General features: G+C 62.9%; 15 protein-coding genes and 1 tRNA gene. 10 read left to right on the forward strand and 6 right to left on the reverse strand.

The genetic code is table 11. The features are described from left to right. The first annotated feature begins 66 nt into the window (after positions 1-66). Positions 67-684, forward strand: a complete 618-nt coding sequence (locus MU516_RS03930) for a TetR family transcriptional regulator C-terminal domain-containing protein (RefSeq protein ID WP_260275890.1) — start codon at positions 67-69, stop codon at positions 682-684. On the opposite strand, the gene MU516_RS03935 is transcribed toward MU516_RS03930, so the two are convergent. Together MU516_RS03935 and mepK are read right to left on the reverse strand one after the other, a co-directional pair. Beyond that, a complete protein-coding gene (locus MU516_RS03935) occupies positions 681-1,283 on the reverse strand; it encodes a TetR/AcrR family transcriptional regulator (RefSeq protein WP_260275891.1) in 603 nt (200 codons plus the stop codon). The two genes, MU516_RS03930 and MU516_RS03935, sit on opposite strands and share 4 nt — an antisense overlap. A 188-nt stretch (positions 1,284-1,471) precedes the next feature. Next, positions 1,472-2,032 carry a peptidoglycan L,D-endopeptidase MepK gene (mepK, locus tag MU516_RS03940; protein ID WP_209055014.1) on the reverse strand — a complete coding sequence of 187 codons (561 nt, stop codon included), beginning with the start codon at positions 2,030-2,032 and terminating at the stop codon, positions 1,472-1,474. A 301-nt stretch (positions 2,033-2,333) separates the two neighbouring features. Between mepK and MU516_RS03945 the strand changes: the two genes are divergently transcribed. The 4 genes from MU516_RS03945 to MU516_RS03960 all read left to right on the forward strand — a co-directional run bounded on the left by MU516_RS03945 (position 2,334) and on the right by MU516_RS03960 (position 6,670). Continuing rightward, positions 2,334-3,968, forward strand: coding sequence for a L,D-transpeptidase family protein (locus MU516_RS03945; protein ID WP_260275892.1), 1,635 nt, complete (start codon positions 2,334-2,336; stop codon positions 3,966-3,968). A 24-nt stretch (positions 3,969-3,992) separates the two neighbouring features. Next, positions 3,993-5,099: a UDP-3-O-(3-hydroxymyristoyl)glucosamine N-acyltransferase gene (locus MU516_RS03950; RefSeq protein WP_260275893.1), complete on the forward strand. Its 1,107-nt coding sequence runs from the start codon at positions 3,993-3,995 to the stop codon at positions 5,097-5,099. 12 nt (positions 5,100-5,111) lie between these two features. Beyond that, entirely contained in the window at positions 5,112-5,378 is a 267-nt protein-coding gene (locus MU516_RS03955) for an acyl carrier protein (RefSeq protein WP_260275894.1), read from the forward strand. A gap of 83 nt (positions 5,379-5,461) precedes the next feature. After that, positions 5,462-6,670, forward strand: a complete 1,209-nt coding sequence (locus MU516_RS03960) for a beta-ketoacyl-[acyl-carrier-protein] synthase family protein (RefSeq protein WP_260276252.1) — start codon at positions 5,462-5,464, stop codon at positions 6,668-6,670. Between the two features lie 87 nt (positions 6,671-6,757). Here MU516_RS03960 and MU516_RS03965 read toward each other — a convergent pair whose 3' ends face one another. Further along, positions 6,758-7,579 carry an invasion associated locus B family protein gene (locus MU516_RS03965; protein ID WP_260275895.1) on the reverse strand — a complete coding sequence of 274 codons (822 nt, stop codon included), beginning with the start codon at positions 7,577-7,579 and terminating at the stop codon, positions 6,758-6,760. Between the two features lie 544 nt (positions 7,580-8,123). Here MU516_RS03965 and MU516_RS03970 point away from each other — a divergent pair. Continuing rightward, the gene (locus tag MU516_RS03970; protein ID WP_260275896.1) at positions 8,124-9,698 is read left to right on the forward strand and encodes a DUF853 domain-containing protein; all 1,575 of its coding nucleotides are present in this window, start codon (positions 8,124-8,126) and stop codon (positions 9,696-9,698) included. Here MU516_RS03970 and MU516_RS03975 read toward each other — a convergent pair. Further along, positions 9,661-10,065 (reverse strand): DUF6477 family protein, encoded by a 405-nt coding sequence (locus MU516_RS03975; RefSeq protein ID WP_260275898.1) that lies wholly within the window; start codon positions 10,063-10,065, stop codon positions 9,661-9,663. The genes MU516_RS03970 and MU516_RS03975 overlap by 38 nt on opposite strands. A gap of 216 nt (positions 10,066-10,281) precedes the next feature. On the opposite strand from MU516_RS03975, the gene MU516_RS03980 reads away from it, so the two are divergent. Continuing rightward, positions 10,282-11,421 (forward strand): DUF6456 domain-containing protein, encoded by a 1,140-nt coding sequence (locus MU516_RS03980; protein ID WP_260275899.1) that lies wholly within the window; start codon positions 10,282-10,284, stop codon positions 11,419-11,421. Between the two features lie 133 nt (positions 11,422-11,554). Beyond that, a complete protein-coding gene (locus MU516_RS03985) occupies positions 11,555-12,454 on the forward strand; it encodes a hydrogen peroxide-inducible genes activator (RefSeq protein WP_260275900.1) in 900 nt (299 codons plus the stop codon). 46 nt (positions 12,455-12,500) lie between these two features. On the opposite strand, the gene MU516_RS03990 is transcribed toward MU516_RS03985, so the two are convergent. Beyond that, positions 12,501-13,049, reverse strand: a complete 549-nt coding sequence (locus tag MU516_RS03990; protein ID WP_260275901.1) for a peroxiredoxin — start codon at positions 13,047-13,049, stop codon at positions 12,501-12,503. A 146-nt stretch (positions 13,050-13,195) separates the two neighbouring features. Between MU516_RS03990 and lipA the strand changes: the two genes are divergently transcribed. Beyond that, entirely contained in the window at positions 13,196-14,155 is a 960-nt protein-coding gene (gene lipA, locus MU516_RS03995) for a lipoyl synthase (protein ID WP_425606807.1), read from the forward strand. A gap of 202 nt (positions 14,156-14,357) precedes the next feature. Next, positions 14,358-14,441: transfer RNA gene (locus MU516_RS04000), tRNA-Leu, on the forward strand. Positions 14,442-14,602: 161 nt separating this feature from the next. Here the strand turns inward: MU516_RS04000 and trpA are convergent. After that, complete coding sequence (gene trpA / locus MU516_RS04005) at positions 14,603-15,400, reverse strand: tryptophan synthase subunit alpha (protein WP_260275902.1); 798 nt, start codon at positions 15,398-15,400, stop codon at positions 14,603-14,605. Positions 15,401-15,431: the final 31 nt, after the last annotated feature.

Consider the following 15,431-nt stretch of genomic DNA (forward strand, 5'->3'; position numbering starts at 1 on the left):
AGAACGAGTGCGTGACAAATCGCATTCCCCTGCCCAAAAAAGGATCATGCCAGAGCGGGATGGACGATGACAGATCAGAATGAACCCCAACTGACCCGGATCCAGCAGATCAACCGCGAACGAATCCTGGAGGGCGCGTTGACCGCGTTTTCAGCCAACGGGTTCAGGGGGGCGACCATCGACCAGATCGCCGAGGCCGCCGGGTTGTCGAAACCGAACGTGCTGTATTACTTCGGCTCGAAGGACGAGATCCACAAGACGCTGCTGACCGCGCTGCTGGACATGTGGCTTGCCCCGATGCTGAACCTGAACCCCGACGGCGATCCGCTGGACGAGGTGCTGCGCTATGTCCGAACCAAACTGCATATGTCACGTGATTTTCCGCGCGAAAGCAGGCTTTTCGCCTATGAGATCCTGCAAGGCGCCCCCCATCTCAGCGAGATCCTGGGAGGCAGGCTTCGGCTGCTGGTCGAGGACGCCGTCGGCATACTTGCTGGCTGGATCGGATCGGGGCGGCTGGCGTCTGTAGATCCGCACCACCTGATCTTCTCGATCTGGGCACTGACCCAGCATTATGCGGACTTCGAGGTGCAGGTGCGCGCTGTTCTGGGGCCTGGCCACGACCCCTTTGCCGAGGCAGAGATCTATCTTGAGAACATGTTCCGGCGCATGCTGGAGGTCTAGCTGCGCCCGGCGTCCGCCGACCCTCGGTCCAGCATACGCGCGGCGGGCAGGATCAGGGCAAGATTGTCACGGGCCGTGGCGATGAAATCGTCCCTTTCACCCGACAGCCATTGCTTGGTCGCCGCATTTGTCGCCGCCACGATCGCGGCCGCGAGAATCTCGATCATCTGCGGGTCAGCGCCGCGAATTCGGCGGCTCAGCAATTCGCGCATCTGCGCACGGCGCGCCAGAATCGCGCTGTTGCGCAGCGCTCCAAGCTTTGGGTCGGTATCGGCCAGACGAAACAGATGGGCCAGCATCTCGCGCTCATCCAGAAAGCGCAGCAGATGCGCCTCGATCAGCCGGTCCAGGTCGTCGATCAAACGGCCCGTCCCAGCCACGAATCGTTCCACGGCGTCTGCGGGATAGTCCGGCGGCGGTCCGACCAGCGCGGCTTCCTTGTAGGGATAGTAGTTGAAGAATGTCCGCGTGCTGATACCCGAATGTCGGGCAATCGCCTCGGTCGTGACATTCGCAAGGCCGTCGCGAACCGCCAGATCGATGGCGGCGGCCTGAATTTTCTTGGCAGTGCGATAGCGGCGGGTTGTCTGTGGGCTCATCTGAGGGGGGTGCATCCGTCTGTGCGCTGGCGAGGTTGGACCAGCGTTCAGGAAGAAAACAGACCCGTCAAGCGATTAGCTCATCAACTTGCAAGAAGGCGTTGCGCGCACCGTATCTAACGCGCTGCGCCGCCCGCGCATGACATGGCGGACGGCGGTGCAGAAAGGCGATCCGGGGTCCCGTAAGGTCAGGAACCCCAGCTGCGGATCGGGCCGCAATCCATATGCACGAAGTTCGAACGCGAATACTTGCCGACGCCGCCAGCCTTGCAGGCCATCGCGGCTTGGTACATCTGGTTGACGGAGCGCGATTTCAGACGCAGATCCGCGGCCTTGCCGGACATGTGCAACGAATTCTTCGCCACGCCACCCGATCTGCGGCGCAGCATCGCGTTGGTCTGCGGAGAGCGATAGCCCGATAGCATCATGTAGGGTTCATTTGTCTGCAGCAGCCGGTGCGACGCCGCCGCCACATCGATCGTGCGCGGGTCGATGCCGATCGCCGTCCCCGTCCGCCAGTCGCGCATGAAGATATTGATTTCATTCAGGGCTTCGCGAACATACTTGCCGTTCACCCAGTACACGGTATCAAGGCTTTCGCCGGTCCTGCCATTATACATCCGAACGCGCCGCATGTCGCCTGCACCGCGAAGAAATCCGAACGCGTTGGCCATCACCGGGGCTGCCGCCACGCTGGTTGCTGCGAACACCCCAAGAATGCCGCGGCGCGAGATAAGGTCCATTGTCATGTCAGATCGCCTGTCCTGCTTCGTATTTCGCCGCGTTGGATCGCGGCTTCGCCGAGGTTTATCCCCAACTTCCTAACAATATGTCAAAAGAACGTGCGTTCAGGAACTGTTTCCTCGCAGCACGCCAAGATTTTTCACGCGATAGGCGAAAAATTGCCAATCGATGCTGAGTGCCAAAACCGCCGCAGGTATGTGCCTTTTTGGCAACTATCGACTTGCCGAAGTCGTAATCGCGTGAACAGGCACTGGTTCGAATCCGGTCCGAATGGCAGGATAGATTGGGTGTTTTCCGGGTGCTGTGATGCGATCGCGTAGATTTCTGCCCGTCATCGGCCTTCTGATGGCGACCGTGGCTGTGCAACCGGCGATTGCACAGTCCGGACTGGTTCCGGGGCGTGCGGCGGGCGTTGCTCTGGCGCCACAGCTGCATTTCACCTCTGACGAAATGGCGCTGGCAAACGCTGTTGCCGACCGTCCTCAGTTGGCCGCGTTCTATGGCAGTCATGGATTGCGACCGATTTTCCAAGGCGAAGACGGCGACAGATTGCGCAAGGCGCTGCATCAGGCGATCCGGTCGGCGCCCCGCCATGGCCTACCGGTCGAGCGCTATCGTCCCGAAATGCTTGCCGGCGTAGGGCAGGGTCTGCAGTCCGAGGTGATCCATGCCAGCGTATTGCTGCGGTATCTGCGCGACATGACGGGAGGGGTCATCCGACCGTCCGATGCGGATCCTCAGATCAGGCGGCAGGTGCGGCGTGCGGACATTTCCGGACTGATCCGCGCATTTGTCGATGCCGCTGATCCGGCATCCTATCTTGCGTCTGTCGCGCCGGACCATCCGGCATATCTTGCCCTGCAGGACGCGCTTGCAGGCGCGCCCGATCTGACCGTTCCCGACCATCTTCCGTCTGTGCCGCCCGCGATCTGGCGCGTCGGCATGCGCGGCGACGGGGTCCTGCCGCTGAGGGTGCGACTGGAAAGCATCGGATTCTCGGCGCAGTCGCAAGACCCGCGGCTATATGACGCCGCATTGTCGGATGCGGTCGCGCGATATCAGGGCGCGGCGGGACTGCCCGCGGACGGGGTTGCCGGTCCGCAGACCATCGCTGCGCTGAATGGCGATCCCGCAGCCCGAAGCGACCGGCGCAGCCGCAGGCTGATGGTCGCGTTGGAGCGGATGCGCTGGATGGCGGGCGAGGATCTGGATGCGCGTCATGTGTGGGTCAATATTCCTGAATACACCGCCCGGATCATGGATGGCGGGCACGAGGTCTTCCGGACCCGCGTGGTGGTCGGCAAGACCGAGCATGATATGCGCACGCCGGAATTTTCTGACCAAATGGAGTATGTCGTCGTCAATCCGCGCTGGAACGTGCCACGCTCGATCACCGTCAAGGAATATCTGCCCCGGCTGAAGGCGAATCGCTATGCCGTGTCGCATCTGGACGTGATTGACGGGCGCGGCAATGTCGTGGCCCGCGACCGGGTCGATTTTGCCCGCTACACGGCGTCGAACTTTCCCTACCGGATGCGCCAGAAACCCAGCGATGATAATGCGCTGGGGTTGGTGAAGTTCATCTTCCCCAACCCTTGGAACATCTATCTTCACGACACGCCGACCAAGCATCTTTTCAGCCAAAGCAGGCGCGCCTATTCGCATGGCTGCGTCCGCGTGGGCGATCCGTTCGATCTGGCGACGCAGCTGCTGTCACAGCAAAGCCAGGATCCGCGCGGGATGTTCGACCGCGCCCTGGCGCGTGACCGCGAGGTGTGGTTGCAACTGACGCCGAACGTCCCTGTGCATCTGGTCTATTTCACGGCATTCCCGGATGAGACCGGCCAGATTCGCTTCTTCGACGATATTTACGGGCGCGATGCCGCCATTTGGGATCGCCTGCAAGCTGCCGGACTGGATTTGAACAGCGAAAGCGATTAAATCGCCCTCTGAAAGAAGGGTGCGATGACAAGATCGGTGACAATCGGAGAATTGGCCCGCGCATTGGATGCGCGAAGCTGGGGTGACGCGGCGCTGCCTGTGATCGGCGCGGCCGAGCCCGCGGCGACATCGCCGGTGGGGCCAGATGGCGGTGTGATCGCGCTGGCCATGGCTCCGAAATACGCCGAGGCGTTGAAGCCCGGCAGCATGGCGATCCTTGCCGAAGGGATGGACCCCGAGGCTTATGGGCTGAAGGCGGCGATCTTCGCGCCACGGCCTCGATTGCTGATGGCCGGGCTGACGCGCGCCTTCGATGCCGGGCCGGACATCGCGCCCGGTATTCATCCGACCGCGGTCGTCGATGCGTCGGCCGTGATCGGGGCGGACACGGCGATCGGGCCTTTTGTGGTCATCGGCCCGGGGGTTCGGATCGGTGCGGGCGCCCGGATCGGGCCCCATGTGTCGGTCGGACGCAATGCAAGGATCGGCGATCAGGCATTGATCCATGCCGGTGCGCGGATCGCGCATGGCGTGCACGCGGGCGACCGGCTGATCGTCCAGTCGGGGGCGGTCATCGGCGGGGACGGATTTTCATTCGTTACGCCCGAGGAATCCGGGATCGAGGAAATCCGGCGAACCCTTGGTGCGCGCGAAGATATTCGGCAGCAGCACTGGACGCGCATCCATTCCCTGGGCGGGGTCGAGCTGGGACACGATGTCGAGATCGGGGCGAACGCGACGATCGACCGTGGAACGATCCGGGCGACCCGCGTCGGCGACGGCACGAAGATCGACAATCTTGTCATGCTTGGACATAATGTCGTTGTCGGTCGCGATTGCCTGCTGTGTTCGCAGGTGGGTGTCGCGGGATCGTCGCGCATCGGCGATAGGGTGGTGCTTGCCGGTCAGGTTGGCGTGAACGACAATATCGAGATAGGCGACGATGTGATCGCTGGTGGCGCGACGAAGATTTTCACCCGTGTTCCGTCCGGCCGCGTCATCCTGGGCAATCCGGCGGTGAAAATGGAGACCCAGATGGAAATCCAGAAAGCCATGCGCCGTCTGCCACGTTTCGCACAACAGCTAGCAAAGCTTCAGGAAACTGTTACACGACTGTTGGAAAAGGCCTGAGCAGGAGGCTCCATGACCGGCACGATCAAATCCCGTATCAAATCCATCATCGCGGAACAGGCGATGCTTGAACCTGATCAGATCAGCGACGATTCGACGCCCGAGGATCTGGGCATAGACAGCCTGGGCCTGGTCGAATCGATCTTTGCGCTGGAAGAGGAATTCGACATCTCGATTCCGTTCAACGCGAACGAACCGGACAAGTCTGATTTCGACATCTCGAACATGGGCACGATCATCGCGGCGGTTCAGCGCCTCGTGGCGCAAAAAGCTGCATGAGTCCGAAGAAAACCGGCAAGAAGACCGCCCGAGAACAATCTGTCGGCGCTGGCGACAGGTCCGCATCTCCCCATGGGGACGGGCTGCGGCGTGTGGTCATCACCGGTGCCGGCACGATCAATGCGCTTGGCCATGATGTCGAGACAACTCTGGCCGCGTTCCGCGAGGGGCGCAGCGGCATCACCGCGCTGAACTTCCGTGATGTGGACCGGCTGTCCATCCAGATCGGCGCGCAGATCCACGACTGGCGCCCGGAAGACTATTTCAACCGCCAGCAGATCCTGCTGTATGACAAGTTCACCCAATTCACGCTGTTGGCGGCCAAGCAGGCGGTCGCGCAGTCCGGCCTGGCCTTTCACGGGGCGTTGGGGCTGCGATCCGGTGTCATCCTGGGCACCGCCGGCGGCGGGCTGAACACCTGGGACGACAATTACCGGGCGGTCTATGAAGAGGGCAAGAACCGGGTTCATCCCTTTGTCGTTCCGAAATTGATGAACAACGCCGCCGCCAGCCATACCTCGATGGAATTCGGGTTGCGCGGGCCTTCGTTCACGGTCGCCACGGCCTGCGCCAGTTCCAACCATGCGATGGGACTTGCGTTCCAGATGGTGCGCTCGGGGGCGGCGCAGGTCATGCTGACCGGCGGCTCCGAGGCGATGTTGTGCTTTGGCGGCGTGAAAGCCTGGGAAGGGCTGCGGGTCATGTCGAAAGATGCCTGTCGCCCGTTCAGTGCAAACCGAAACGGCATGGTGCAGGGCGAAGGCGCGGGCGTCTTCGTGTTCGAGGACTATGACCACGCGCGCGCGCGCGGCGCCGAGATCCTGGCCGAGGTGGTGGGCTTTGCCATGTCGTCGGATGCGCAGGATATCGTGATGCCATCGGCGCAGGGCGCCGAACGTGCGATCACCGGCGCGCTGCGCGACGCCGGCCTGAATCCCGATCAGATCGGCTATATCAATGCGCATGGCACGGGCACGGCCGCCAATGACAAGACCGAATGCGCCGCCGTTGCGCATGCTTTCGGTCATCATGCGGACCGGCTGATGATATCGTCCACCAAGTCGATGCACGGGCATCTGATCGGCGGCACCGGTGCGGTCGAACTGCTGGCCTGCATCATGGCACTGCGTGACGGGATCATCGCACCCACCATCGGCTATCAGGAACCTGATCCGGAATGCGCCCTCGATGTCGTTCCGAACGAGGCCCGCGAGGCGAAGGTCGATGCAGTCCTGTCGAACGCTTTCGCGTTCGGTGGCCTGAACGCGGTCATTGCGCTGCGCAGTATCTGACCCGTTCCTACACCCGATTGTCCAACAGAAAACCGCGCCCGATCAGGGCGCGGTTTGCGATGTGATGGCCGGGGGCGATCAGCAGTCTTATTCGGCCGCAGCTGCGTCTTTCGCGGCATAGGCGCTGAGTTCGTCGAATGCGGCGGTAAAGCCTGCAAGCGACAGGCCCAGTTCGACCGGCTGCTTCGGGTCGCCGCCGAACGGCATCAGCGTCACGGTCGCATTCCTGCCGCGTTTCATCTGGCTCAGCTCTTCCGCCGACAATCCAATCCGCGACACGCAGCCCACCGGCGCGCAGAAGCTGAATGGGTAGCCGCGCGGCTTGCCGTTATCGACCGCAAAGCCAAGGCCCTGGATCAGGTCGGTCTCCAGCGGCGCGACCAGCGTCGCGCCTGCGGCGACGTCGCCATTGGTCAGCGGGATCAGCGTCAGTTCGGCGACCGAGTTCCCATCCGCGTCCTGCATCAGTTGATACAGTTCGCAGGGATCCTTGCCCTGTTCTGCCTTGATGCAGCGGACGGTCCAGTCGCTGTGCGAAGACTTGGCATAATAGCTGCCGATCTTGGGCTCGCCCGAGGCGGCATCGTCCGTCGCCGCATCGGCGCCGGTGGTGGGGGCCGCAGCGGCGGGCTGTTCGTCGGCAGCCGCAGCGCCAGCAGCCGGTGCGTCGGCTGCGGGGGCGTCGGCGGTCGCATCCTCGCCGGACGACGTGTCAGCGGCGGGCGCTTCGGTCGCTGGTGCTTCCGCTGCGGGCGCGTCGGTCGCTGGTGCTTCCGCTGCGGGCGCGTCGGCGGTGCTGGACTGGGCGGCGCTGTCGGGTTCGGCCGGTGTGGCGCTGTCCTGTGCGAAAGCCGGGGCAGCAATCAGGGCCAGCGCGGCCAACAGTGCCTGCGAGGGTTTGATCGGCATATTCGTGTCTTCCCTTTGCTCGATGCTTTTCAGTCGCCTAGCATGTCTCTGGATCTTTGTCAGGATCAAGATCCCCACGCTTCTTCACCTTGGCTTGACCCACGATCCATCTTGTCGCGTGACAAGCGGATCCTTGCCGCTGGCGGGAAACCCCTGCGCTTCGTCTTGCCGTGTCAGGCGCGGCGACCCATGTTTCCAGAAATAGCGTAGCCTTTGCGCTTCAGCATAGGGGATGCAGATCTGAAAAGGGTCGCAGATTTCCCTGCGACCCCTACGCCTAAGGCGTTCTCTCCCTGCCGGACTGGCCGGTCATCATTGGCTGCACGCTAGTCGCGCAGCCGTGATCCGTCAACAGGACATTGCGTCATCATCGATCACAAAAAAAGCCGCGCCCGAGGGCGCGGCAGTCCAACAGGGAGGAAGGTCCGGGTCACGGCAATGATCCCCGGACAAATCCAATATGGCACGAATCTGTTAAGATTGTATTGTCGCATCGCGCGCACTTCGAGCGCGGCTATTGGCAAGCGACAGGGACGACGCAGATATGACAGCGGTACTGGACGAACGGGCTGGAACGGTTTTCGTGGGCGGGGCCGGCAGAGACCATGCATCACCGCAATCGCTGCTGCTGAAATATGCAAATCGTCATGGCATGATCGCCGGCGCCACCGGTACCGGGAAGACGGTCACCCTGCAGACCCTGGCTGAAAGCCTGTCCCTTGCGGGCGTGCCCGTGTTCATGTCCGACGTGAAGGGTGATCTTGCGGGCCTGTCGCAACCCGGCAGTCAGGATGCGCCATTGCACGAGGCGTTCCGGAAACGGGCCGACCAGATCGGGCTGACGCTGGAGTATCAGTCCTTTCCGGTGACGTTCTGGGATGTCTGGGGCGAAAAGGGACATCCGGTCCGCACCACACCTGCCGAGATGGGGCCGCTTCTGTTGTCGCGGCTGCTCGATCTGACAGACGTCCAGGAAGGCGTGATGAACATTGCCTTCCGCGTCGCGGATGAGCAGGGGCTGGCCTTGCTGGATCTGGGCGATCTTCAGGCGATGCTGGTCTGGGTCGGCCAGAATGCTGCCGATCTGTCGCTGCAATACGGCAATGTCAGCACCGCCAGTGTCGGCGCGATCCAGCGCGCGTTGCTGGTTCTGGAAAATCAGGGCGGCAACAAGCTGTTCGGTGAACCGGCGCTGGAACTGGCCGATCTGTTGCGCGTGGATCAGGCCGGGCGCGGGGTCGTTAATATCCTGGCTGCCGACCGGTTGATGAATTCACCGCGGCTTTATGCAACATTCCTTCTGTGGCTGCTGTCCGAGCTGTTCGAACAGCTTCCCGAGGTCGGCGATCCCGATCGACCACGCGTCGCGTTCTTCTTCGACGAATCGCATCTGCTGTTCGACGACGCCCCGAAGGCGTTGATCGACAAGGTCGAACAGGTGGCCCGGTTGATCCGATCCAAAGGGGTCAGTGTCTGGTTCATCAGCCAGAACCCTGCCGATATCCCCGAGGATGTTCTGGGTCAGCTGGGAAATCGCGTGCAGCACGGTCTGAGGGCGTTCACCGCCAAGGATCAGAAGGCGCTGCGTCTGGCTGCCCAGAACTATCGCACGAATCCGGATTTCGACATCGCCGAGGCGATCCAGTCGGTCGGCACCGGCGAGGCGGTCACATCGCTGCTTGAAGCCAAGGGCGTGCCCGGCATCGCGCAGCGGACCCTGATCCGTCCGCCTTTCAGTCGCCTCGGCCCAGTGGACGAGGCCGAACGCAAGGCGGTACTTGCCGCCTCGCCGATGGGCGCGAAATATGACCTTGGTCTGGACCGTGAATCCGCGAAAGAGATTCTGGCCAAGCGCGCCGATCAGGTTGCACAGGAAAGTCTGGCGGCAAAGCAGAATGTCGGCTCAGATGACGACCTGTTCGACATGAGCCGCGACGAGTATCAGAACGCCCGTCGATACGAACCGCGCCAAGAGGCCGCATCGGGCACCAGGCGGCGCAGCTCGCGCAGCGACAGCATTGCCGAAACATTCGGCAAGAGCCTTGCCCGGCAACTTGGCACGAAATCCGGGCAGGCGCTGGTCAGGGGTGTGCTGGGGTCGCTGTTCCGAGGGCGCTGAGCGCCACGGCACCGACCTTTGCCAAGCGGTCGATCGTCGTTCCCGTACCGACCGGGTGAGGGACGCTGCTGACGGCGGCACGCATTTCGGCCAGGATCGCGATCATCAGCATGACATGGCGCTGCATGTCGTAATCCGCATCGTGGTTGCGGCGCGCATCGTTCAGCAATGCTTCCTCGGCGCGCAGCCTTGGCAGTGCCGCGCCTGGCGCCGGGCACCGCTCGGCACGCAGAAGGCGTGGCAGGTCGCGGCTGCGCCGCCACCCCTGCTGACCCTCGCGCGCGGCACGGATCAGCGATGCAGGGCGTCGCAGGCCTGAATGCAGCGGGCGTGGGCGGAAGGCGATCACATTCTGCATCGCGGTCATGGCAAGATCCTCCTGGCTGTCGATGTGATGGACCATTGCACAACCAATGCGTGTGTTGCCGAAAGCCTTGATGCAGCGCGCGCAGGGGCAAGAAATCTTTAGGATTTGTTAGGGAATGTTGCGGCTATGTGCAGAAAGCAGCCTGTCATCCACAGGAACTAACGCAACCCAGGGTGGTCTTCTGCCGGGCTGCCCGAGGACGACAAGGGACTAGACATGACCATATTGACCGGCGACTTCGCAATCGACACGGGAGGCGCAGACCACCGATCGCAGATCGGTGTCGGCGCGGCCGGACGTGACGATTTGCCGGAAGATGCCAAACTGTATCTGCGCCATGTCGAGCACGGAGAAACGATCCGCGCGCTGGCCCGAGAGGCAGGCTGCCATGCCTCGACGATCCTGCGGCGCATTCGCCGGTTCGAGGCACGTCGCGACGATCCGCTGGTCGATGGGGCATTGTCGGACCGTCCTGTGGACCCGGCAAGCATGGACGACCGCGCGGCGCTGCGCCTGTTGCGCCGGCTGGCCGAACCGGGCGCGGTTCTGGCTTGCGCCGAGGGGATGGAAAAGGCGATCGTCACCCGGGACGACATTCGCACTGCCGTTCTGGACCGCCACATGGCCGAGGATCTGGCGCTGCGGGGATGGGTCGTTCAAAGCGGGCAGGGCGGGCGCATCCGCAGATATGTTCTGGCCCCTGCCGGACGCGAGGCGCTGCGCCGGATGCTGCGTTCACCACGGCAGCGCGAAGCGGTGCCCGGACCCGCAGATTTCCGTCAGGCCAGTCCGGTGCAGGCTCAGCCAGTACAAGGCATGGCCGAGGATCAGGCCGGATTCGAACACGCCGAACGTCACCGCATCCTCGAAGACCGCATGATTCAGGATCCCGATGACGGGCATCGCAGATCCGCGCGCGTCAATGTCGCGGAAAGCCCGCTGCTGCTGCTTGCCCGCCGGCGCGACCAGAACGGTCAGCCTTTCCTGTCCTCGGGAATGGTCGGGGCAGGCGAGCGGCTGCGCGAGGATTTCGAACTGGCGCAGATGGGACCGCGTGTCACCCAGAACTGGGATGGCTTCATGACCGCCGGGATCGACGTCTCACGCAACGGTGCGGGCTATCGCGGCGGCTCGGAATCCGCGCGCAATCGCGTTGCGTGTGCATTGCGAGAGTTGGGCCCAGGGATGGGCGACATCGTGCTGCGGGTCTGCTGCTTTCTGGAAGGGATCGAACTGACTGAAAGGCGTCTGGGCTGGTCGGCCCGATCGGGCAAGGTTGTTCTGCGTCTTGCCCTGATGCGCCTTGAGCGCCATTATCAAGAAACCTACGGCACGGGTTTGCCCATGATCGGCTAGGTATCACCGGGGATCGCGGTGAAAGGGATGCTGCAAACGGCATCCCTTTTCGATTCAGGTGCCGATTGCCAGGTACATGGGCGGCGCGATAAGTGATGCAAGCGCAGACTGCAGCATATGATCAGGTGGGTTTATGAACATTACACTTCGCCAGCTGCGTTATTTCCTGGCCCTGGCTGATCATGGGCATTTCACGCGCGCCGCCGAGGTGACCCATGTCAGTCAGCCAGCCCTGTCCATGCAGATCCGCGCGCTGGAGGAAATCGCCGGCGGCCCGTTGGTCGAACGCATAACGGGTGGCGTGGTTCTGACGCCGCGCGGTCGTGAACTGGCGGCCCATGCGCGCCGGGTGATGGCCGCGATGGCGGGCCTGGAACAGGGGCTGCGGCAACCGGGCGAAGGCGGTCGGCTGATGCTGGGTATGATCCCGACGGTCGCGCCCTATCTGCTGCCCGAGGCATTGCCGGTGCTGCGTGCAAGGGATGTCGGCCGCGATCTGCATCTGCGCGAGGCGCAGACAGACCGTCTGATGGACGAACTGGATTGCGGCCGTCTGGATGCCGTTGTGGTGGCAACCCCGCCCGAGGGCAGGGGTATGGTCGCGGCGCCGCTGTTCACTGATCGTTTTCTGCTGGCCGGCAGTGCCGCGCGGATCGCGCAGATTCAGGGGCGCGCGGTTGCACCCAAGGAACTGGATCCCGGTCAGCTTCTGCTGCTGGATGAAGGGCATTGTCTGGGCGATCAGGCGCTGGAGGTGTGCGGACTGAACCGCCGGTCGAGCCATCTTGATCTGGGCGCCGCCTCGCTTTCGACGTTGTGCAGGTTGGCCGCGCAGGGCATGGGCCTGACATTCCTGCCGCAGATCGCGCTTCGTCAGGAAATTGCGGCAGCGCCTGGTCTGAGGGCTATCGCGTTTCCAGATCCACAACCCCTGCGCGAGGTTGTGTTGATCCGAAGGGCATCGACGCCTGCCGAGGGGTGGTTTGATGAACTTGCCGACACGCTGCGCGCCGCCGCGCGAAACCTGATGTAGCCAAACGAAGGGCCGCGCCGGTCGCGGCCCCCCAATCTCTGCGTCCTCAGGCGGGCTCGGAGACGCGCGCGGTTTGCAGATAGCCCAGCACAGTCTCGGGCGAGGTCTCGCCGTAGGGGTCGTCCGCGCAATCGTCGCAACGCCCCGGTTCTTCGAACCATTTTTCTACGATGCCGTCGTTGATCACGGCGGCATAACGCCAGCTGCGCGCGCCGAAACCCAGATTGTCCTTGCGCACCAGCATGCCGACCTTTTCGGTGAACGATCCCGACCCGTCGGGAATGACCGTCACGTTCTGCAGTCCCTGTGCCTTCGCCCACTGGTTCATCACGAAGCTGTCGTTGACGGACATGCAGTAGATCGCGTCGACCCCCAGTTCGCGCATCTGGTCGAACGCGAGATCGAAGCCCGGCAGCTGGTAGGTCGAGCAGGTCGGCGTGAAAGCACCCGGCAGCGAGAAAAGGACAACGCGCTTGCCGGCAAAATAATCCGCCGTCGTCATGTCCTGCCAGCGGAATGGGTTCGGCCCGCCCACCGATTCGTCGCGGACCCGAGTCCTGAACGTCACCTGGGGAAGTGTGCTGCCAATCTTCATCCTGATATTCCTATACATCTGCATTGTCTCCTCCCCTCGTCCCATGCCGCGATGCAGCGTAGGGAATGCACATGCAGCATGCCGCGTGGCGTTGATCAAGCCCCGGTTTGGGATTAGATAGAACGAAACTCAGCGAAAGGTCGGACATGACCGAGATCACCGCGCCGCAACTGCCCCGTCTTCGCCATCCCGAAAAGGCACATCGGCCCGATCAGGCGCAGCCGAAAAAGCCAGACTGGATCCGCGTGAAGGCGCCGGTCAGCGAAGGCTACAAGCGCACGCGCGATATCATGCAGGAACATCGCCTTTTGACGGTCTGCGAAGAGGCGGGCTGCCCGAATGTCGGCGAATGCTGGAGCCAGGGTCACGCGACCATGATGATCATGGGCGAGATCTGCACGCGCGGCTGCACGTTTTGCAACGTCTCGACGGGGCGCCCGAATGAGCTGGACGTGTTCGAACCCGGCCGCGTTGCGCATGCGGTCCAGAAGCTGGGCTTGAACCATGTCGTCATCACCAGTGTGGACCGTGACGATCTGGACGATGGCGGGGCCGAGCATTTCGCCCAGACGATCCGCGCGATCCGCCATCGCAGCCCCGATTCGACGATCGAGGTGCTGACCCCCGACTTCCTGAAATCCAGGCCGGGCTCTCTGGAAATGGTGGTCGAAGCACGCCCGGATGTCTTCAACCACAATCTTGAAACGGTGCCGGGGCTTTATCCCACAGTTCGGCCGGGTGCGCGGTATTTCCATTCCCTGCGGCTGCTGCAGCGGGTCAAGGAACTGGATCCGTCGATGTTCACCAAGTCGGGCATCATGGTCGGACTGGGCGAGGATCGTCAGGGTGTCCTGCAGGTCATGGACGACATGCGCGCCGCCGATGTGGATTTCATGACCATCGGGCAGTATTTGCAGCCAAGCCCCAAACATCACCGCGTGGATCGCTTCGTGGCGCCCGACGAGTTCGCGAACTATGAAAAATCCGCCTACGGCAAGGGGTTCCTGATGGTTTCCGCGACCCCGCTGACGCGCTCGTCCTATCATGCCGGCGACGATTTCGCGCAGTTGCGCGCCGCGCGGCTGGCCAAGCTGGGCTTGGCCTGAAGCAGGCTGTCGCATGCCTGCCGCGCGCTTGGGTCGGTTGATGTGAAACGCGCATCTGACCTCTTGCAAAACGGCGCGCTGCGGCTTAGGCGAAGGTCATACATCGACGACCGGTTCGGTGGGTTCGTGGGGCACAAGCCTTTTGCTTTCCCTGATCACGGCGTTGATATGATTGCCACGTTTGCGCGGCGATCCACCCGGTGCGGGTGTGGCGGAATGGTAGACGCGAGGGTCTCAAACACCCTTTCCGCAAGGAGTGTCGGTTCGAGTCCGACCACCCGCACCAATTTCAAGTCCTTTAACTGAAGCTGTCCTGCGCCAACGGATTGCGCCACAAGACCGCGGCTGCGGATTTGCAGCCGCCTGCCGAGATCGCGCGGGCATTCATGCAGGATCATGGGCCGATCCGACAGATCGGCGACCCATCTGAACCAAAGCGCCTTGTGGTTATCCGCGATGCGCCCCGGCAGCCAGATCGCGGACGAAATCCAGGATCTCGGGGACCGGACGACATTCGCCGATCAGTTTAACGATGGCGCTGCCGACGACGCAGCCATCGGCGACCGAGGCGACCTGTTCGGCGGCTTCCGGGGTCGAGATGCCGAACCCGACCACCACCGGCAGCTTCGCGGCCTTCTGGATGCGCGCGACCTCGGGGGCGACCTCTGCTGCATCTGCGGCGGGGCCGCCGGTGATGCCCGTGACGCTGACGTAATAGACAAAGCCGCTGGTGTTCTTGACCACGGCGGGCAGACGCCGGTCGTCGGTGGTGGGCGTTGCCAGACGGATGAAGTTCAACCCGGCGCGGCCTGCGGGAATGCAGAGTTCGTCGTCTTCCTCGGGCGGCAGATCGACCACGATCAACCCGTCCACGCCGGCCTCGACAGCGTCTTTCAGGAACTGATCGACACCGCCGTCGCGCGCATAGATGGGATTGTAATATCCCATCAACACGACCGGCGTCTCGTTGTCCTGCTTGCGGAACGCGCGCAGCATGTCCAGCGTGCGGGATACGCTGCCGCCCTGCGCCAGGGCCCGCTGACCGGCCGCCTGAATGGTCGGACCGTCCGCCATCGGATCGGTGAACGGCATCCCCAGCTCGATGATATCGACGCCTGCGGCCGGCAGTCCGGACATGATCTCAAGCGCAGTCGCGTCGTCGGGATCAGATGCCATCATGTAGGCCACGAAGGCTTTCTTTCCCTCGGCCTGCAACGCCGCGAAACGCTTGTCGATTCTGGTCATGTCCGTCCCCGTCTTCCGTTGCCTCAGCACT

It is taken from the genome of Paracoccus maritimus (genome assembly GCF_025195095.1).
Lineage (GTDB): Bacteria > Pseudomonadota > Alphaproteobacteria > Rhodobacterales > Rhodobacteraceae > Paracoccus > Paracoccus maritimus.

What these genes read in the sequence shown, in the direction of transcription:
- MU516_RS03930 (WP_260275890.1), top strand. Translation starts at nt 67, where the DNA reads ATGACAGATCAGAATGAACCCCAACTGACCCGGATCCAGCAGATCAAC.
- MU516_RS03935 (WP_260275891.1), bottom strand. Translation starts at nt 1,283, where the DNA reads ATGAGCCCACAGACAACCCGCCGCTATCGCACTGCCAAGAAAATTCAG.
- mepK (WP_209055014.1), bottom strand. Translation starts at nt 2,032, where the DNA reads ATGACAATGGACCTTATCTCGCGCCGCGGCATTCTTGGGGTGTTCGCA.
- MU516_RS03945 (WP_260275892.1), top strand. Translation starts at nt 2,334, where the DNA reads ATGCGATCGCGTAGATTTCTGCCCGTCATCGGCCTTCTGATGGCGACC.
- MU516_RS03950 (WP_260275893.1), top strand. Translation starts at nt 3,993, where the DNA reads ATGACAAGATCGGTGACAATCGGAGAATTGGCCCGCGCATTGGATGCG.
- MU516_RS03955 (WP_260275894.1), top strand. Translation starts at nt 5,112, where the DNA reads ATGACCGGCACGATCAAATCCCGTATCAAATCCATCATCGCGGAACAG.
- MU516_RS03965 (WP_260275895.1), bottom strand. Translation starts at nt 7,579, where the DNA reads ATGCCGATCAAACCCTCGCAGGCACTGTTGGCCGCGCTGGCCCTGATT.
- MU516_RS03970 (WP_260275896.1), top strand. Translation starts at nt 8,124, where the DNA reads ATGACAGCGGTACTGGACGAACGGGCTGGAACGGTTTTCGTGGGCGGG.
- MU516_RS03975 (WP_260275898.1), bottom strand. Translation starts at nt 10,065, where the DNA reads ATGACCGCGATGCAGAATGTGATCGCCTTCCGCCCACGCCCGCTGCAT.
- MU516_RS03980 (WP_260275899.1), top strand. Translation starts at nt 10,282, where the DNA reads ATGACCATATTGACCGGCGACTTCGCAATCGACACGGGAGGCGCAGAC.
- MU516_RS03985 (WP_260275900.1), top strand. Translation starts at nt 11,555, where the DNA reads ATGAACATTACACTTCGCCAGCTGCGTTATTTCCTGGCCCTGGCTGAT.
- MU516_RS03990 (WP_260275901.1), bottom strand. Translation starts at nt 13,049, where the DNA reads ATGAAGATTGGCAGCACACTTCCCCAGGTGACGTTCAGGACTCGGGTC.
- lipA (WP_425606807.1), top strand. Translation starts at nt 13,196, where the DNA reads ATGACCGAGATCACCGCGCCGCAACTGCCCCGTCTTCGCCATCCCGAA.
- trpA (WP_260275902.1), bottom strand. Translation starts at nt 15,400, where the DNA reads ATGACCAGAATCGACAAGCGTTTCGCGGCGTTGCAGGCCGAGGGAAAG.